The 17,363-nt window shown below is 44.7% G+C and carries 14 protein-coding genes, 1 pseudogene and 1 riboswitch; of the genes and pseudogenes, 13 read left to right on the forward strand and 2 right to left on the reverse strand.

Annotated features, from left to right (window positions below; genetic code table 11):
• Positions 1–338: 338 nt before the first annotated feature.
• A complete protein-coding gene (locus J2S25_RS15745) occupies positions 339–1,526 on the reverse strand; it encodes an FtsW/RodA/SpoVE family cell cycle protein (RefSeq protein WP_044392642.1) in 1,188 nt (395 codons plus the stop codon).
• A 305-nt stretch (positions 1,527–1,831) separates the two neighbouring features.
• Between J2S25_RS15745 and J2S25_RS15750 the strand changes: the two genes are divergently transcribed.
• The 12 genes and pseudogenes from J2S25_RS15750 (at position 1,832) to J2S25_RS15805 (ending at position 15,947) form a co-directional block, all read left to right on the forward strand.
• Positions 1,832–2,608, forward strand: coding sequence for a hypothetical protein (locus J2S25_RS15750; protein WP_307192354.1), 777 nt, complete (start codon positions 1,832–1,834; stop codon positions 2,606–2,608).
• Between the two features lie 65 nt (positions 2,609–2,673).
• Positions 2,674–2,855, forward strand: a riboswitch (cobalamin riboswitch).
• Positions 2,856–2,983: 128 nt separating this feature from the next.
• Positions 2,984–4,042: a FecCD family ABC transporter permease gene (locus J2S25_RS15755; RefSeq protein ID WP_307192355.1), complete on the forward strand. Its 1,059-nt coding sequence runs from the start codon at positions 2,984–2,986 to the stop codon at positions 4,040–4,042.
• The gene (locus J2S25_RS15760; protein WP_044392647.1) at positions 4,039–5,472 is read left to right on the forward strand and encodes a heme ABC transporter ATP-binding protein; all 1,434 of its coding nucleotides are present in this window, start codon (positions 4,039–4,041) and stop codon (positions 5,470–5,472) included. Before J2S25_RS15755 ends, J2S25_RS15760 begins: the two co-directional genes overlap by 4 nt.
• 11 nt (positions 5,473–5,483) lie before the next feature.
• Positions 5,484–5,633 (forward strand): annotated as a pseudogene (locus J2S25_RS15765) (VOC family protein); the annotation flags it as partial.
• Between the two features lie 272 nt (positions 5,634–5,905).
• Positions 5,906–7,408, forward strand: a complete 1,503-nt coding sequence (locus J2S25_RS15770) for a SulP family inorganic anion transporter (RefSeq protein ID WP_307192356.1) — start codon at positions 5,906–5,908, stop codon at positions 7,406–7,408.
• Between the two features lie 68 nt (positions 7,409–7,476).
• A complete protein-coding gene (locus J2S25_RS15775; RefSeq protein WP_044392650.1) occupies positions 7,477–7,896 on the forward strand; it encodes a universal stress protein in 420 nt (139 codons plus the stop codon).
• A gap of 360 nt (positions 7,897–8,256) precedes the next feature.
• Positions 8,257–9,339 carry a D-alanine--D-alanine ligase gene (locus J2S25_RS15780; RefSeq protein ID WP_044392652.1) on the forward strand — a complete coding sequence of 361 codons (1,083 nt, stop codon included), beginning with the start codon at positions 8,257–8,259 and terminating at the stop codon, positions 9,337–9,339.
• 73 nt (positions 9,340–9,412) lie between these two features.
• Positions 9,413–10,789, forward strand: a complete 1,377-nt coding sequence (locus J2S25_RS15785; RefSeq protein ID WP_044392654.1) for a UDP-N-acetylmuramoyl-tripeptide--D-alanyl-D-alanine ligase — start codon at positions 9,413–9,415, stop codon at positions 10,787–10,789.
• A gap of 135 nt (positions 10,790–10,924) precedes the next feature.
• Positions 10,925–11,638: an alpha/beta hydrolase gene (locus tag J2S25_RS15790; protein WP_044392656.1), complete on the forward strand. Its 714-nt coding sequence runs from the start codon at positions 10,925–10,927 to the stop codon at positions 11,636–11,638.
• A 313-nt stretch (positions 11,639–11,951) separates the two neighbouring features.
• A complete protein-coding gene (gene cshA / locus J2S25_RS15795) occupies positions 11,952–13,433 on the forward strand; it encodes a degradosome RNA helicase CshA (protein WP_044392658.1) in 1,482 nt (493 codons plus the stop codon).
• A gap of 581 nt (positions 13,434–14,014) precedes the next feature.
• The gene (locus tag J2S25_RS15800; RefSeq protein WP_044392316.1) at positions 14,015–14,497 is read left to right on the forward strand and encodes a PH domain-containing protein; all 483 of its coding nucleotides are present in this window, start codon (positions 14,015–14,017) and stop codon (positions 14,495–14,497) included.
• Positions 14,490–15,947 carry a PH domain-containing protein gene (locus J2S25_RS15805; protein WP_044392314.1) on the forward strand — a complete coding sequence of 486 codons (1,458 nt, stop codon included), beginning with the start codon at positions 14,490–14,492 and terminating at the stop codon, positions 15,945–15,947. Before J2S25_RS15800 ends, J2S25_RS15805 begins: the two co-directional genes overlap by 8 nt.
• A gap of 245 nt (positions 15,948–16,192) precedes the next feature.
• On the opposite strand, the gene J2S25_RS15810 is transcribed toward J2S25_RS15805, so the two are convergent.
• Positions 16,193–16,777, reverse strand: coding sequence for a rhomboid family intramembrane serine protease (locus J2S25_RS15810; RefSeq protein WP_307192357.1), 585 nt, complete (start codon positions 16,775–16,777; stop codon positions 16,193–16,195).
• A gap of 129 nt (positions 16,778–16,906) precedes the next feature.
• Here J2S25_RS15810 and acpS point away from each other — a divergent pair, with 129 nt between their 5' ends.
• Positions 16,907–17,266 carry a holo-ACP synthase gene (gene acpS, locus J2S25_RS15815; RefSeq protein ID WP_044392310.1) on the forward strand — a complete coding sequence of 120 codons (360 nt, stop codon included), beginning with the start codon at positions 16,907–16,909 and terminating at the stop codon, positions 17,264–17,266.
• Positions 17,267–17,363: the final 97 nt, after the last annotated feature.

The following is a 17,363-nucleotide window of genomic DNA, read 5'->3' on the forward strand; positions in this document are numbered from 1 at the left end:
GCTATGATAAAAAGAAAAAAATGGACTTAATGGATAGTATTTCTAGGGAGGATAAGCTGGATATGAGAGCAAGGGTAAGAAAAAGTGAACCTTTTTCATTTGACAAACTGAAAGATTTTTTCACTACTATACTGCTGCATCTTAGTTTTTATGCCTTCATCGTTCTTCTCGTCATATTTTTCATCGACAATTTTAGTTAACTACATAATGAGGTTTGGGATCGGTAAAATAAAGAAGAAGCACTGAAGCCATATGGTAAGGCCTGACAAGCGATCCGCCATCATTCCATGAAAAAAAGCTGAGTTGCTCAGCCTTTTTTTGTTTATGATCCCATCAAATTACAGACCGAAACTTCTGTCTTTTGAAGCAAACATATAGGTTTTATGATGGAACCTTATCCCATAGATCAGCCCCATTGCCATCATATTGCCCATCAACGAACTTCCGCCATAACTGATGAAAGGCAACGGGATCCCCGTAATCGGCAGCAGCTGAATGGTCATTCCGATATTTTGAAAGACATGGAAGGCAATCATGCTGATAACCCCTGTACTAATATAAATGTTAAAAGGGTCATTCGTATCCAGTGCTGTTTTGGTCAGGTGGTAGATGAGCAGGAAATAAAGGCTGATAACAAAACTGCCGCCGATAAAGCCAAATTCTTCACCAATGACGCTGAAAATAAAGTCCGTATGGCTTTCGGGAATATAGACTTCACTGCCATTGATTCCTTTTCCTGTCAGCATGCCAGAGCCAATCGCACTAAGGGATTTCAACAGATGGTAACCGTATTCCGGGTAGCTCTCCGGATCAAGCCAGGCATAGATGCGGCCAAATTGATACGTTTTTACTCCGAGATATTCTTTCAGAATTTCCGGCTTCCAAATGACGAGATAAAGAATGCTGGCTCCTATTGCGGCTCCGCTTCCATAGAGAGGCAGGATGATAGCCCAGGTGATGCCTGAGACGAGGATGATTCCAGTAAAAATCGCTATGATTACAAGAGATGTTCCGAGATCAGGCTGCATTAAAATCAGTCCCAGCGGCAAGGCGGTAATGACTCCAAGTTTGACGAACAGCAGGAAATCAGTTTGGAGGGTCCTGCTAGGATGGTTTTGATGATGGGCATAGATGGCACTGCTCAAGGCTAGAATCAAAAAGACTTTCATGAATTCAGATGGCTGGAATGATCCAAGTGGTTCGATGAAAAACCAGCTTTTTGCCCCGTTTCTTTCTTCAGCAATGCTGGCAGGGGCGAAAAATAGGAAGATGAGCAGAAAAATCCCGAATCCATATAAATACCAGGAGAGTTTACGGTATTGTTCACTGTCAAACATCATGACTACTGCAATGATTCCTGAACCAACGATATACCAGAATATTTGCCTACTTAAAAAGTTCTGCCCAATATATTGCCCGGTTTTCTGAGCGCTATAAATCGCAAGGCAGCTGGTTAGAAAAAACAGCAATAGGAGCAGTGTCAGTGTCCAATCAAAACGATCATATTTTTTAGTCGTTGTATCCATTCGCTCCACCCGGTTCCATTCGTTTTCCTAATAATCGACTATCTGGTTTCGTTTTCCCTAAAGGCAAAGTTCCTACCATTTTATGTTAACAGACAACGCTAACGCTCACAACCCCTGACTCGGGAATCGACTCAGATATGGATTAGACGAATGATGGGAGGGTTTGGTTTCTGTAACAAGGGGATTCTTTTTATAGGTGGAGTGGATAATATTTATGACTCGGAAGAAAGATATTTCCCTGCGTTTTTGTTAGAATGGAAGAAGCTGTCGTTCTGAAGCTTAGAATTCTCCAGGAGGTTTTGCAGTTGAAAAGGAACCATCCTTATAGCAGGGATTTACTATATCTCCACATGAACGAACGGGACCATTATGTGCTTTCGCATGGAATCGAATTTCATGAATTTTTCAAGTCGTTACAAGATCCATTTGCCCATCTGTTGCTGTTGAAGCATCGCTATGAGGATGGCGAATTTAACAGTCATACTTTATTTGAATATGTACCTGGTGACAATGCTGAAAAGCTGGCACAAGCGAATGTACATGCATTCGGTGACTTTTGCTGGATTGATTTTGAGGAAGTGGAAGCGCTGAACGTGCTGACCGCCCAAGAAATAGCCGAACTCCTTTATCTTGGACATATCAAGCATCATTTGAAGCTGCCATTTTACAATCAGCTTAATAATCGGTTTGTTTATTTGTCCAATGAAGATGGCTGGTTCAACAAGATCTATTATCGCAATTTCAATGACTTTTACCGCATGCTTGGCGATGTTCTATCAAGCAAACTCGGAGAAATGAAGCCGGAAAAAATGCTGCTTGGAATCCGCAAAAAAAAGTCTTATCCATCAGTAAGCAAAGAAATTCTTAAAGCGTTGATCCCTGCTTTGAAGGAAGGGGCTGTGCTTTCGCTGAAACAGATGCAACAGAACCGCAACAGGATGGAAATACCAATCTGGATTATCGGAGATTTTGCCGACATGGATGACATGCATGATGAATACAAAGAAGCAAGTCGCAGCCAACCGGACGGCAGAATTGTTTTTGATAAAAAGTTAAAGGAATGGAGCTTGCTTGCACAATAAGTAGAACAACAAAATTTTTGCCGCGATTGTTGGAAGATCGTGTATAATGAGTTGGAATGGATCATTGCATATTGAAATGAACAGGTGTCTTTTTAACGAGACTTAATAGGGAAGGTTGGTGAAAATCCAACGCGGTCCCGCCACTGTAAATGGGAGCAAGCTGAGAAATGCCACTGTACAAATGTATGGGAAGGCACAGCGAGCATTGACCATAAGCCAGGAGACCTGCCTGTCCATTGTACCAAGCCAACCTACGAGGATAGGGAGGTGTCGACAAGCTTTATGTCTTTTTTGTAAAAACATTTGCTTACTCGGACATCTCCGCTTCAGATGGAGATGTCTTTTTGTTATTTTTCGAAAAAATGGGGGGAGCAAATGAGGCCATTTACCCGGATCATTTTACATAATAAAGGAATAGCCTATGTATTTGCGATGGCATTCTTGATCAGCTCGATGCTGCTGGGGATCGCAATTGGAACGGTAGCCATTCCTGTCTCTACTATTATAGAAATCATTTTTACAGATATTTTCCGGTTACAGGGACAGGGGATCGATCCAATGCATGCTAGTATTGTCATGGAAATTAGGCTGCCGCGTGTTTTGCTGGCAGGCCTAGTTGGTGCGTCACTTGCAATCGCCGGCTCTGCATTTCAGGGTCTGCTGCGAAACCCTCTTGCCGACCCGTATACGCTTGGAATTTCTTCGGGTGCCTCCATTGGAGCAGTTGCAACGCTTTTTTTTGGCGTGTCACTGCCTATGGTTGGAGCATTCACCCTGCCGATGCTTAGCATTCTGTTCGCATTTGCCACTGTGTTGTTTGTGCTATTTTTTGCCCGAAAAGTCGACAGACTGCTTAGGGTGGAGACAATTATATTAACTGGAATCATTTTAAGTTCCTTTCTTGGATCATTCATTTCATTGATGATTGCCCTATCTGGCGAGGAGCTGCGGCAAATTATTGGCTGGCTGCTTGGCAGCGTCTCGATGCGTGGCTGGGAATATATAAAAATCATTTTTCCTTTCTTCCTTATTGGACTGGTGATATTGTTGGCAAATACGAGGGAGTTAAATGCGATGTCCTTTGGAGAAGAGCGGGCACAGCATCTCGGTGTCAACGTCGAGCGCCGCAAGCTGTTGATTTTGCTGTCCGGTTCACTTTTGACCGGTTCGGCTGTTGCAGTGTCAGGAACGATCGGCTTTGTCGGCCTGGTTATTCCCCATTTAACAAGGACTATCTGGGGCCCTGACCATCGCCATTTACTGCCATTATCGGTGCTGATTGGCGGGGGATTTCTGATTCTAGCCGATCTAATCTCGCGGACGATTATTGCTCCATCAGAATTGCCAATTGGTGTGATTACAGCATTAATCGGTGCTCCGGTTTTTGCGTTGATTTTAATGAGAAATCGCAGAGAAAGAAGTGCTGGACGATGATTACTGTGAATGGCTTAACTGGCGGATACGCAGGCGGCGAGGTGCTGAAGGGCATCTCCTTTCAGGTTGGCCACGGGGAGCTTTTCGGAATTCTTGGTCCGAACGGAAGCGGGAAAACGACGCTGTTAAAAATGATCAGCGGTGCATTGGAATTCAGAAAAGGTGCCATCGAGCTGGATAGCCGGCCGTTGACTCAGTATTCACCGAAGCAGCTGGCGAGGATGATGGCGGTCCTGCCGCAGCATTCCGACCAGGCGTTCCCATATCGTGTGAAAGAAACCGTTTCGCTTGGCCGTTATGCGCACCAGAAAGGCTGGTTCCACAGCTGGAGTGAGGAAGATGAGCAGATTGTTCTCAAAGTGATGGAACAGACAGGGATCACCCATCTGCAGGAAAAATCAATTGTTGAACTGTCCGGGGGTGAAAGGCAACGAGTCTATCTTGCGCAGGCACTGGCGCAGCAGCCGAGGATTCTGCTGCTTGATGAGCCGACGAACCATCTGGATCTTAGCTTTCAAAAAGAGCTGTTGGATTTGCTAAAAAAATGGGCGGCAGAAGAGGAGTTGACGGTGGTCTCGATTTTTCATGACTTGAATCTAGCCTCGCTTTACTGCGACAGGCTACTGCTAATGGAAAATGGCGAGGTACTGATTGTTGATACTCCTGCTGAGGTTTTAAAAGAAGAGCGAATCAAGGCTGTTTACAAGACAAAGGTCAAAAATCATCCGCATCCTGAAATTGCCCGGCCACAGCTGCTGCTCGTTCCTAAATCAGACGGCAATCAAGCAGCCAATTTCCAAATAGACGCATCGTATCTTGACATTGGATCAGACCGGATTGCACTAAAGACACCGGCGAAATTGAGGACAATGTCTTCTGGAATTACGGGTGCCGGGATTGGCTGGCATAATTCCTTCGTCCACCGGGTGGTTCCGATGGATTATGATTGCAGTGACCATAAAGCAGAAATGGCTGAGTTTCTGCAGGCGAATGGTTTCCTGCCGAGCGAGACGGTTGCGATGATGACGGCTGTTCCTGCGGAATCCGTCGCACACCGTTTTTTTAAGAACGGGGAAGTTTCTATCTTCATTATGGTCTCTGCAGGTAATACGCATCGGGAGAGTCCAAGAAATATCAATACATGGCTGTTCATTAATGGCCGAATCTCGGAAGAAGCGTTCATCCAGAGCGCAATGACTGCAGCTGAGGCGAAAATAAGGGTAATACAGGAGCTGCAAGGAAGCAGTACTAGCGATGCTGGCCAGTCAGCTGGTATTTCAACCGACAGCATCTGTATCGCAGCTACGCAGCAAGGAGAGCTAATTGCCTATGCTGGAACCGCTTCGCCACTAGGCAAGCTCATCAGTGACGGGATTTATTCCTGCACTAAACAAGCGATTTTGAACTATCGAGCTGGAAAGACTTTATGAAGGAATCTGCAACAGAAGATGTCCAGGGCGCCGTAGAAAAACTGCGTGCCGCCGGTGTCTCGATCCTGCTCGAACCAACCGAAAAACCATGGGGCCAGGTCGTTGCCTATGCAGCCGACCCGGATGGGCATTATATTGAAATATGCACACCGATTGCTTGAAACAAAGTCCTGCAGTTAGTCAGCTGCAGGACTTTGTTTTGTTTAATTTGGATTTTTAAAGGAACCCTGTTTTCGCTGAAACCATGAACAAGGTGGATTCTCATTTTATAATTTTAGGATTTCAACGTAGAAATGAGAAAAATGAAGCTATTAGTCGAATTGCAAAGGAAACATGATAATACACCGTTTACAATATGGGTTGCCTGTTTTAGGATTTGTGTTATGATAAATCCTGTTTATCACGGACCCGGCTTGCTTGAGAGTAGGAAGCCATGAAAAAAATCATATTAAGGGGTGTTTTCTTGACTACTAAAACAATAAAAGAACAATGGTTTGGCAATGTAAAAGGAGATATCCTTGCAGGGATTGTCGTTGCACTTGCTTTGATTCCTGAAGCGATCGCTTTTTCGATTATTGCCGGTGTGGACCCGATGGTTGGGCTTTACGCTTCCTTCGCTATCGCTGTCACAATCGCGATTGTCGGCGGCCGCCCAGGCATGATTTCAGCAGCAACTGGTGCGATGGCACTGTTGATGGTGACGCTTGTTGCCGACCATGGTTTACAATATTTGATGGCCGCTACGATTTTGACAGGTGTCCTGCAGATTCTGTTTGGTGTGTTCAAACTGGCGAGGTTCATGAAGTTCATTCCCCGTTCCGTTATGATCGGTTTCGTGAATGCACTGGCCATTCTAATTTTCATGGCACAGCTTGGACAATTTGTCGATGCTACTTGGGTAATGTATGCGATGGTAGCGGGTGCGCTTGCGATCATCTATCTTTTTCCGCGCATCACAAAAGCAGTTCCATCACCGCTTGTGGCGATTATTGTAATTACAGTGATTGCGCTGATAACTAAAAGTGATGTAAGAACCGTGGGAGACATGGGGAACCTGACATCTGCACTGCCAACTTTTCTGATTCCTGATGTCCCTTTTAATCTTGAAACTTTGAAAATCATCTTCCCATATTCATTGGCTTTGTCGATCGTTGGTCTTCTGGAATCCTTACTGACAGCTTCTATCGTCGATGATATGACAGATACTACTATTGATAAAAATAAAGAAAGCCGCGGCCAAGGGATTGCCAATATTGTAGCCGGTTTATTCGGCGGCATGGCAGGCTGCGCGATGATCGGTCAATCCGTCATCAATGTTAAATCTGGAGGGAGAGGCAGACTATCTGCTCTCGTTGCTGGTGCATTCTTGATGTTCCTGATCCTTGTGTTAGGAAATATCGTTGTCCAAATTCCGATGGCCGCCCTTGTAGGTGTCATGTTCATGGTATCAATTGGAACATTCGATTGGTCATCGATCAAAGCTATCGCAAAGACCCCTGTTACCGATACAATAGTTATGGTTACTACGACTGTTACCACAGTGTTTACTCATGACCTTTCAAAAGGTGTATTTGCCGGAATCATTTTAAGCGCGATTTTCTTTGTCGCAAAAATATCAAAGGTAAAAGTAACTTCTACACTCGATGTAGCAGCCAAACGCCGCACATATTTCGTAACAGGACAAGTATTCTTCGCGTCCGTTACAGATATGCTTGAATCATTTGATTGGAAAGAAACAGCAAAAGAAGTCGTCATTGACCTGACTCATGCCCATGTATGGGATGATTCAGCGGTTGCGGCAATTGATAAAATTGTCCTCAAATTGAGAGAGAACGGAACGGTTGTCCGCCTGCAGGGGCTGAATGAACCAAGCTCCCACTTGATTGACAAACTAGCCGTTCACAAACAGGAAGGTGCCAAGCTTTCCGGTCATTAAAGAAAATAGGAGAAAGTGCGTGGACAAATCAACGTGCTTTTCAATGGGAATTAATGGAGGGGAATGGATTGTTTAAAAGAATCTTGCTCGCTTCCGATGGATCAGATCATTCAGTACGTGCGGCGAAAAAAGCCGTTGATCTGGCCAGGCTAAATGGTGATAGTGAAATAACAGTGGTTTATGTTGTCGATGGGCAAACTTCCAAGGAGGATATCCTTCATCATGCGGACCAGACATTGGTAGAGGGAAAAAGAAAAGCCAGGCTTCAACCTGTAACCGATATGCTTGAAAAAGAAAACCTGAGCTACAAGCTTGAAAAATTGCATGGAGAACCAGGTCCAGCGATCGTTGATTATGCAAACAAGAACCAGTTTGATGTCGTGGTCGTCGGCAGCCGCGGTTTGAATGGACTGCAGGAAATGGTACTGGGAAGTGTCAGCCACAAAGTCGCAAAACGGGTTAAAGCACCAGTTTTAATTGTAAAATAACCAGCGTTCAGGTAAAGCCTGAGCGTTTTTTCTTATTTAAGAAGAGCTTCCTGTTAATTTCACAGCTTATTAGAATTGTATAGATTTTCATAGCGAGTTGGAAATTCCGGCGGTTTTTTACAAAATAATCGACACATTAAAAAAGGGATCTTTCCTTTCACGAAATTATCAGTTTATTCATATTATAAATTAGGCGATTGCTTCAGGTGCGAATGCCTATTGCTAATTTTATTTTTGCTGCAGGTTTCAGGCAATTCAAACAGGAAATAGTATAAATATTAAATATTGATAACAATTCCTTAATTGAAAAATAAAGTGGTAAAATAATAACCGGATTGAATTTTATTGGAGGTCTATTTTATGAAGACGAGAATTGGGCTGCTGTACGGCGGCAAATCGGCTGAACATAAAGTATCAATGCAGACAGCTTTAGCTGTGATGAAGGCATTGGATTTTGAAAATTATGAGGTCTACCCTATATACATAACGGAGGAAGGGGATTGGACCAAGGGGCCGCAGCTGAGCGCACCTGCTGAGAACATCAAGCAGCTTGAATTCGCTGATGGTTCGAATCTGCCATCGCCTTCCTTTTCACCGGCATTATTTCAGGCTGACGGAAAGGAAGAGAGCCGGACGCTAGATGTAATTTTTCCGCTGCTGCATGGTCCGAACGGGGAAGACGGGACGGTTCAGGGCCTGCTTGAACTATTGAACCTTCCTTATGTCGGAAATGGGGTTCTTGCCTCATCTGCCGGGATGGATAAAATCATCATGAAGAATATTTTTGCGCAGGCCGGACTCCCTCAAGTAGATTATATAGCTGCACTTCGCAGCGAATGGGAAAAGGACTGCGACAAGGTATACGCCCTTGTGGAAGAGAGGCTTGGCTATCCTTGCTTTGTAAAACCTGCAAATCTTGGGTCCAGTGTGGGGATCAGCAAGGCATCGAGCAAGCAGGAGCTTGAAGTGGCATTCAAGGAAGCGTTTCTATTTGACCGTAAAATCATCGTTGAACAAGGTGTTGTCGCGCGGGAAATCGAAATTGGTGTCCTTGGAAACGATGAACCTGAATGCTCGGTGGCTGGTGAAATCGTTCCTAAGAAAGACTTCTATGACTACAAGGCGAAGTACGAAGATGGCGATACAGCAATGATCATTCCAGCCGAATTGACAGAACAGCAATATGCAGAAGTTAAGGAAATGGCGATCACGGCCTTTAAGGCGCTTGATTGCTCAGGTCTCGTTCGTGCTGACTTTTTTCTGACAAAGGATGGCCAGTTTTTGATTAATGAAGTGAATACTATGCCTGGATTTACGCCATTCAGCATGTTTCCTCTTCTGTGGAAACACACGGGTGTCACATATCCGCAGCTAATTGAAAAGCTGGTGAACCTCGGGATCGAGCGGCACGCTGAAAAGCAGAAGATCAAATATACATTCTAAATAATGCGTAATGAAAAAGGGGACACGGAGGGACAAAGGTCGTGTTCTCTCTTTATCATGGGAGGAAACCTGTATGATCGAAAAAAGTTTAGCGGAAATTGCGAAAATGGCTGGCGGGCTGAATGATGTACGGAAATTTGCCGATGTTAAAGTCAAAGGTGTATCCATTGACACACGTAAAATGGAGGCAGGAAATTTATTTGTTCCTATTAAAGGGTCGCGGACAGACGGCCATAACTTTGTAGCGGATGTGATCGAGAACCGCGGTGCTTCGGCAGCCCTCTGGCAAAAAGATGTCCCGAGTCCTCCAGAACACCTGCCAGTCATCATTGTTGAGGATACGACAACAGCCCTTCAGGAGCTGGCAAGAAGCTATCGAAATTCACTGGAAATCAAGGTTGTCGGAATTACAGGAAGCAACGGAAAAACAACAACAAAGGACATAACATCCAATCTGCTTGCCCAAAAATACAAGGTTCAGAAAACAGAGGGGAACTTCAATAACCATCTTGGACTCCCGCTGACGCTATTGCGTCTTCGGGAAGATACAGAGGTGGCTGTACTTGAAATGGGGATGAGCAGCAAGGGAGAAATTGAATTTTTATCCAAGCTGGGGCGCCCTGATGCAGTGATCATTACGAATATTGGCGAATCCCACCTGCTTGATCTCGGTTCAAGAGAAGCGATCGCGGATGCTAAACTGGAAATCATTAGCGGTCTCAAGGAGAATGGGATCATCATTTATCACGGAGACGAGCCTCTATTGCGGGATAGACTGCAAAATTATCATGGAAAGGGCATTCTGAAAACCTTTGGGGCAAGCCACGACAATGATTTGTATCCAGTAGCGATCGAGCCGTGGGAGAATGGCAACCAATTCACGACCAACCTCGGCAGTGCAACGTTCTTTCTGCCTGTTCTCGGAAATCACAATATCCTGAATGCGCTCGCAGCCATGCTTGCAGCAGAGTTCCTTGGCGTTTCCTTTGAACAGATGAACGATGGTTTTGCTAGCTTAAAGCTGACAAAAATGAGGATGGAACTTTCAGAGGGAGTTCATGGAGAAAAAATTATTAATGACGCCTATAATGCCAGTCCAACATCGATGAATGCAGCGATTGATCTAGTAGCCAATCTGACAGGCTACCGACGTAAAATCCTGGTCCTCGGTGATATGCTTGAGCTCGGGCCGCTGGAACAAGAATATCATTACAAAGTGGGGATATCCCTCGATGCATCTAAGGTGGACTATGTTTTCACTTACGGCGAACTGAGCGAATCGATCGCAAGAGGTGCAAAGGAAATGCTCGGCGAAAACAGAGTCTTTGCTTTTCATGATAAACAGAAGCTGAGTGAAGAACTGAAAAAATATGTAACCAATGAAACGATTGTTCTTGTAAAAGCATCCAGAGGCATGGCGCTTGAAGAAGTCGTAAAAGCGCTACAATAATATAAAGCTAAAAAGATGTCCTTGCTGGACATCTTTTTATGATGGATTTGAATGCTTTAAAGAGGAAATGTTGGGTTAAATGATTTAAAATAGGGAAAGATTAAAGACGAGAAAAAAACTGATGGGTGATTGGTTATGATCGGTTGTCTATTGATCCATGGTTTTACCGGGTCTCCTTTTGAAGTAGAGCCGCTTGCCCAGTCATTAAGAAGCCGGACTGACTGGAAAATCGCTGTTCCAACCCTGCCTGGACATGGCGATGAGCTAAGCTTGAAAGGAATTAAGCACACAGAATGGATGAACCATGCCGAAAGGGAACTGAAAGCTTTGCTAAAAGAGTGTGACACCGTGTATGTAGTCGGATTTTCGATGGGTGGTCTGATTGCCAGCTACTTGGCATCCTTGTATCCGGTCGAAAAGCTGGTTCTACTCAGTGCCGCTGCCTATTATGTAAACCCTAGACAGCTTGCCTTGGACATCAAGGAAATGATGAAAGACACAGTAAAAGGAAAATTGAAGGAAAATGAGTTGTTCAGGCGTTACACAAAAAAAATCAAAGCAACACCCGTGACCGCTACCTTGCAGTTTCGCAGGCTTGTGGGTAAAATCAAGCCTATTCTCAATGATGTCAAGGTACCTACCTTGATCGCCCAAGGTGAGAGCGATGGCATCGTCCCTCCGAAAAGCGCCCGTTATCTTTATGAAAACATTGGCGCGAACGAAAAGCGGCTGATTTTTTATAGAAACTCCAAACATCTGATTTGCTACTGCGATGAAAAAGAAAATCTATTTGATGAAGTGTATGATTTTTTGACCAATGGAAGCGATCCGCAAGAGAATCCCGTCTGAAAAATTGCTTTTCCTGGCTAAAGATGGTATCATGAATATTGAGTGTCTAACTGAGAAAATCCTTTAAGCGGACATACTCCCGTGCTGGAGAATGTCTTTTTTTGCTAAAATTTCAGGTTCTGTGCCTCAGCACATTGTAATTGCTGATTCAGCCCTGCTTAAAACACAAGGTGCTAACACCTAGTTTGCCGTGAAGGTACAATAAACTAACCAGAATCAGAAATGATTTGGATCCTTAACCAGCCACTTAAAGTAAACGAAGCATCGGATTTCGGTGCGGGATAAATGTAAACATAAAGGAGAATGAGCAAAGTTGACAATGTTCCAAGACATGGGCATTAGCCCAGCAACACTAAAAGCTGTAAAGAATATGGGATTTGAGGAAGCAACTCCAATTCAGGCAGAGACGATTCCAATCAGCCTTTTAAACAAAGACGTAATTGGCCAGGCGCAGACAGGTACAGGTAAGACTGCAGCTTTTGGTATCCCTCTCGTCGAAAAAATCAAGAAAGAAACGCATAACATTCAAGGAATCATCATCGCACCAACTCGCGAATTGGCCATCCAGGTATCAGAGGAATTATACAAAATTGGTTCGGGTAAGAGACTAGGGGTTCTTGCTATCTATGGCGGCCAAGATATCAATCGCCAGATTAGAGCATTAAAAAAAGGACCGCATATTATCGTCGGAACACCAGGCCGACTTCTAGATCATATCAACAGAAAAACAATTCATCTCGATACGGTGGAAACAGTCATTCTCGACGAAGCGGATGAAATGCTGAACATGGGCTTCATCGAAGATATCGAGGCAATCCTTGCGCAAATCCCGAGCGAACGCCAAACATTATTGTTCTCTGCAACAATGCCGGGACCAATCCAAAAGATCGCTGAACGTTTCATGAAGGATCCTGAAGTAGTCAGAGTCAAATCGAAGGAAATGACTGTTCCTTTAATTGAGCAGTTTTATGTGGAAGTTCAGGAAAAGAACAAGTTTGATGTTCTTACGCGTCTTCTTGACATCCAATCTCCGGAGTTAGCCATCATCTTCGGACGCACAAAGCGGCGGGTGGATGAGCTTGCTGAAGCGCTGAACCTTCGCGGTTACACTGCAGAAGGAATTCATGGCGATCTTACCCAGGCAAAGCGGATGTCTGTTTTAAGAAAGTTCAAAGAAGGCTCAATCGAAGTGCTTGTTGCGACAGACGTGGCAGCTCGTGGCTTGGACATTTCTGGTGTCACGCACGTGTACAACTTTGATATCCCACAGGACCCAGAAAGCTATGTGCATCGTATCGGGCGAACTGGCCGTGCTGGGAAAGAAGGAATGGCCATTACATTTGTTACCCAAAGAGAGACTTCTTACCTCCATGTAGTGGAAAAGACAACGAACCGCCGCATGGAAAAACTGAATGCTCCAACTTTGGATCAGGCACTTGAAGGGCAGCAAAGAGCGGTTGTCGACAAAATTAACCAAACAATTGAGTTGAATAACCTTCAATACTACCGCCAGGCTGCAGATGAGCTATTAAAAGACCATGATGCCCAAACAGTCGTTGCTTCCGTGTTAAAAATGCTCACCAAAGAGCCGGATACAACTCCTGTCAAGCTTACGGAGGAAAAGCCGCTTCCAAACAGAAGAGACAAGAAACCGCAAGGAGACCGCAGCAGACGTTACGATAACAGAGGTGATGGCCGCAAGAAGCCTTATAAGCCACGCTCTGGAACAAAACGCACAAGTAGCGGTGGCGGCAGCAGAGAAGGCGGCAGCTACAAATCAAGATCACCACGCTAACATAATCTTGAATGAATCCCCAGATGTTGATACATCTGGGGATTTTTGTTATATATTATTTAGTTGTGGGACAACTACTTGTGGCTTTCTTAATCCAGCTCCAGCGCCTATGAGTCTGTCCGATAAAAAATTTTTAGCGTATAATTATGCGAAAATGCTTCATATTCATCCTTTTTATTATATAAAAACATTCATTTTGAATAAAAATACGTGGATTTCACTCCGTCGGACAGACTCCTAGCCCCTCGAGTCGCTTGTCTAGTGTCGCCTCCTAGAAACTCCGAAACTTCAACTCCACCAGCAAAAGCAAAAAGCGCTTCTTCTGGTGGAGTCTCCAGTTTCTACGTTTCTGGGCAGTCGGCTATACTTTTCGGTTTCGATCCGCCAAGTGAAGTCAAAGAACGACTTCACCGGTCGGCCCTCCGAGGCATAGGACGTGCTAGACCCGCCAGCCACAGGACGTGGCGTTTAGGTGGGCAGCGCTTGTCGGGGCTGTTCGAGGCGCTTGCGCTTTTTGGTCCGTCACTATACTGTAGTTGTTGTATACTAAACGGAGAAATGGGAAAACAGGAGGAGCATTTATGACGATTTCTGAGCCGCAAAAGCGGATTTCTCGGCGGGCTTTGACTGTCTGGAAAATTGCTGCTGGTCTTCACTCCTTGATGGTTTGGATTCTAGCAGGCAGTTTGGTCGCTGTTGCAATTATTTTTAATTTGCAAAAATCGATCATTGGAGCAGCGGTTGCTGTTGCCGTTATCTATAGCTATTTGTTCATTTTCTTAGTTCCGCAAATGCGGTGGAAACGCTGGCGTTATGAAGTAAGAGAACAAGAAATTGAGCTTCAATACGGAGTTTTCATCGTAAAAAGGACGCTTATTCCAATGATTCGCGTCCAGCATGTTGATACGCTGCAAGGTCCGCTGTTGAGGAAATACCAATTGGCAACGGTAACCGTTTCCACTGCAGCAACGGTCCATGAAATACCAGCGCTTGATATGGAGGAAGCGGAAAGCTTGAGAATGTCCATTTCACGCCTGGCAAGGGTGGCAGATGAAGATGTCTGAACCGAAAAAGATGCACCCGGTGGCAGCAGTCGTCTATGCGTTGCGACAATTGAAAGAAATGCTTATTCCGTTCCTGATTTTCGTTGTTTTTGGAAGCAGGGGGACGGATTGGGATCTTTTTTATCTTATAGGGTCTATCGCGGTTGTCGTACTGGTGTTGGTATATGGGGTTTTGTCATGGCATCGTTTTACCTTCCGAATCGAGCAGGGAGAACTAAGGATGGAATATGGACTGATTGTCAGAAAAAAACGGTACATTCCATTTGATCGGATTCAGAGCATTGATTTGTCGGAAGGGATATTGCAGAGGATGTTCGGGCTTGTGAAGGTAAAAGTGGAGACCGCGGGCTCAGGCGGGATGGGCCTGCAGGATGGCGAAGCAGTCCTCACGGCGATCACGAAGCAAGACGCCCAGGAAATCCATGACTATCTGGTCGCAATCAAGAAGAACGGCCAAATCCAGCACGAAGACGAAGACCGGTTCTTACGGGAAGATGTACTTTATAAAATTTCTGTCCCTGAGCTGTTGATGCTGGCAACAACTTCTGGCGGAGTAGGTGTGGTTATTTCTGCCGTGCTGGCATTCGTGTTCCAATTTGAAGAATTCATTCCCTATGAACAGATTTTTAATGGCTTCGAGAATTTTGTGCAAAATGGCGTTCTTTTTATCAGTGTTGTTGTTTTCATCGGCTTCCTGTTCGCCTGGCTGATTGCCCTTCTAGGGACGATACTGAAATATGCCAATTTTACCGTGAAAAAAGTGGCTGATGACCTTGTGATTACTCGAGGATTATTGGAGAAGCGCCAGTTTACGATCCCAATGAGCAGGATCCAGGCAGTGCGGATCACCGAGAACCTAATTAGGCAACCGCTCGGGTATGCCTCAGCATTCGTGGAGAGTGCAGGTGGTTCGGCACTTGACCAGGAGAGCGCCAAAGTCCTCATCCTGCCAATCGTGAAAAAGAAAACAATTCCCAGCTTGCTTGAACCATATTTGTCCGATTACCATTTTCGCGTCCGTTTCTCCTCTGCACCTAAACGGGCTTACCGGAGATATGTAATGAAAGGCTGGATTTTTGTCTTGCCGATTCTCGCTTTGGCTGTCTGGTTTTTCAGGCCTTGGGGTTATGGAGCAGTGACTTTGCTTGCTTTCTCGTCCATTTGGTCTTACCTTCATTATAAGGATGCAGCCTGGAGCCTGGACGAAGGGATGTTGACGTTCCGTTATCGAAACATGGCCAAAAATACTGTATACATGAGGAAAAATAAGATCCAGTCCTTCAGTGTCAAACAAAGCGCTTTTCAGAAGAAACTGAAGCTTGCCACGGTAGAAGCAATCGTCAAGTCCGGGCATGGCGGTGCCGGCGGCAAAGTCGTTGATCTTGAAAAGCGCGACGCCGATCAAATCTATCATTGGTATTCACATAAGATAAGCACTCCAAACGAATGATAAAAAGCGCCTTTCTGGGCGCTTTTCTTATGGAGAGGAGAAAACGCCCGCATAAGGGTATCATTCCGCAAGAAAGATGCCCTTATGAAGGAGAAAACGCCCGCATAAGGGTATCATTCCGCAAGAAAGATGACCTTATAGCAGTTGTTTTAGTGAAAAAAAACGAAACACATAAAATTTTGGGACTAGTTATTTCCAATTCGCTTTATTTTTTTCAAACAGACTTAAAAGAGGTACCCATTTTTTTACCTTCTATAAGCTGCTGCGCCGATCAGGAAGCCGGACAGCATGCCAAAAAGATGGGCGGAAACGTTAATGTTCGACTGGAAAAAAGTCATGAGAACGGCGATGATAGCGATAGTTAAAATAGTCTGTGAGTTCTCGCGCGACAACATTGCTTTTCGGAACAGGATGATCGAAATATAGAAGCCAAACAAGCCAAAGATCGCACCGCTCGAGCCTACATGGGTATAGGTCAGCGGTTCAAGCAACAAGGTGGCCACGTTCGCGGCAATTCCTGTACCAAGATACACTAAGATAAACTTTGTTCTGCCAAGCAGCTGCTCGAGTGCCGGACCAAATAAGACGAGTGAAAAGCTGTTGAATAGCATGTGCGCAAAGCCAGCATGCATGAAGATCGGAGTGACCAGCCGCCAATACTCACCATTGACTATGTACAGATTTACTCCTGCCAAACGTTCAAGCAAGTATTGGTTCGGAAAAATTGGCAATGCCGTCAACAAGTATAATAAGATATGAATAACAATGATGAAGGAAATGACCGGGTAAAAACGGATGAAGTCACGAAAGCTTTCAGTCCTAGTAAACATGGAAACCCCCTGGTTACGAAATTCGTGTTGCTCAATTAAATTAGTACCTACATAAAGGATAGCCCTAGTCAGCAAAAGTTGTACACTATTTTGTATGCAAAAGAAAGTTTTTTTAGAAGGGAGACAGAAATGATCATCGGTACAGGTATTGATATTGTCGAAATCAGCAGAATTCGCAAACTGGTTGATTCGCAGCCTCGTTTTCCAGAAAGAGTGCTAACTGAAAAGGAAAGAGAGACATATCTTAAATATAAAGAACGGCGAGCAATCGAATTCCTTGCGGGAAGATGGGCGGCGAAGGAAGCTTTTTCAAAAGCGAAAGGGACTGGCATTGGCAAGGAGCTGTCATTTACTGATATAGAAATTGCAAACGATTCGCATGGACGCCCGGTTGTTCTCAAGCCACTTATGGAAGGGGTTCACTTATCCATTTCTCATAGCGAGCATTATGCGATTGCGCAGGTGATCATCGAAAAAGTCGTTTATTGATTTTGAAAATAGAAAATTATCATGTTGCTAAAAATCCCAGGGGCATATTCGCCCAGGTTGTCTCATATATTCATAATGCAGTAAGGGAGACAAGGCT

Source organism: Mesobacillus stamsii, assembly GCF_030814065.1.
Taxonomy (GTDB): domain Bacteria; phylum Bacillota; class Bacilli; order Bacillales; family Cytobacillaceae; genus Mesobacillus; species Mesobacillus stamsii.

Bases quoted from the DNA above. Each gene is read 5' to 3' on its own strand.
- J2S25_RS15770 (WP_307192356.1), top strand. From the start codon at position 5,906: ATGAAAAAAATCATATTAAGGGGTGTTTTCTTGACTACTAAAACAATA.
- J2S25_RS15780 (WP_044392652.1), top strand. From the start codon at position 8,257: ATGAAGACGAGAATTGGGCTGCTGTACGGCGGCAAATCGGCTGAACAT.
- J2S25_RS15760 (WP_044392647.1), top strand. From the start codon at position 4,039: ATGATTACTGTGAATGGCTTAACTGGCGGATACGCAGGCGGCGAGGTG.
- J2S25_RS15810 (WP_307192357.1), bottom strand. From the start codon at position 16,777: ATGTTTACTAGGACTGAAAGCTTTCGTGACTTCATCCGTTTTTACCCG.
- J2S25_RS15745 (WP_044392642.1), bottom strand. From the start codon at position 1,526: ATGGATACAACGACTAAAAAATATGATCGTTTTGATTGGACACTGACA.
- acpS (WP_044392310.1), top strand. From the start codon at position 16,907: ATGATCATCGGTACAGGTATTGATATTGTCGAAATCAGCAGAATTCGC.
- J2S25_RS15755 (WP_307192355.1), top strand. From the start codon at position 2,984: ATGAGGCCATTTACCCGGATCATTTTACATAATAAAGGAATAGCCTAT.
- J2S25_RS15785 (WP_044392654.1), top strand. From the start codon at position 9,413: ATGATCGAAAAAAGTTTAGCGGAAATTGCGAAAATGGCTGGCGGGCTG.
- J2S25_RS15805 (WP_044392314.1), top strand. From the start codon at position 14,490: ATGTCTGAACCGAAAAAGATGCACCCGGTGGCAGCAGTCGTCTATGCG.
- J2S25_RS15790 (WP_044392656.1), top strand. From the start codon at position 10,925: ATGATCGGTTGTCTATTGATCCATGGTTTTACCGGGTCTCCTTTTGAA.
- J2S25_RS15800 (WP_044392316.1), top strand. From the start codon at position 14,015: ATGACGATTTCTGAGCCGCAAAAGCGGATTTCTCGGCGGGCTTTGACT.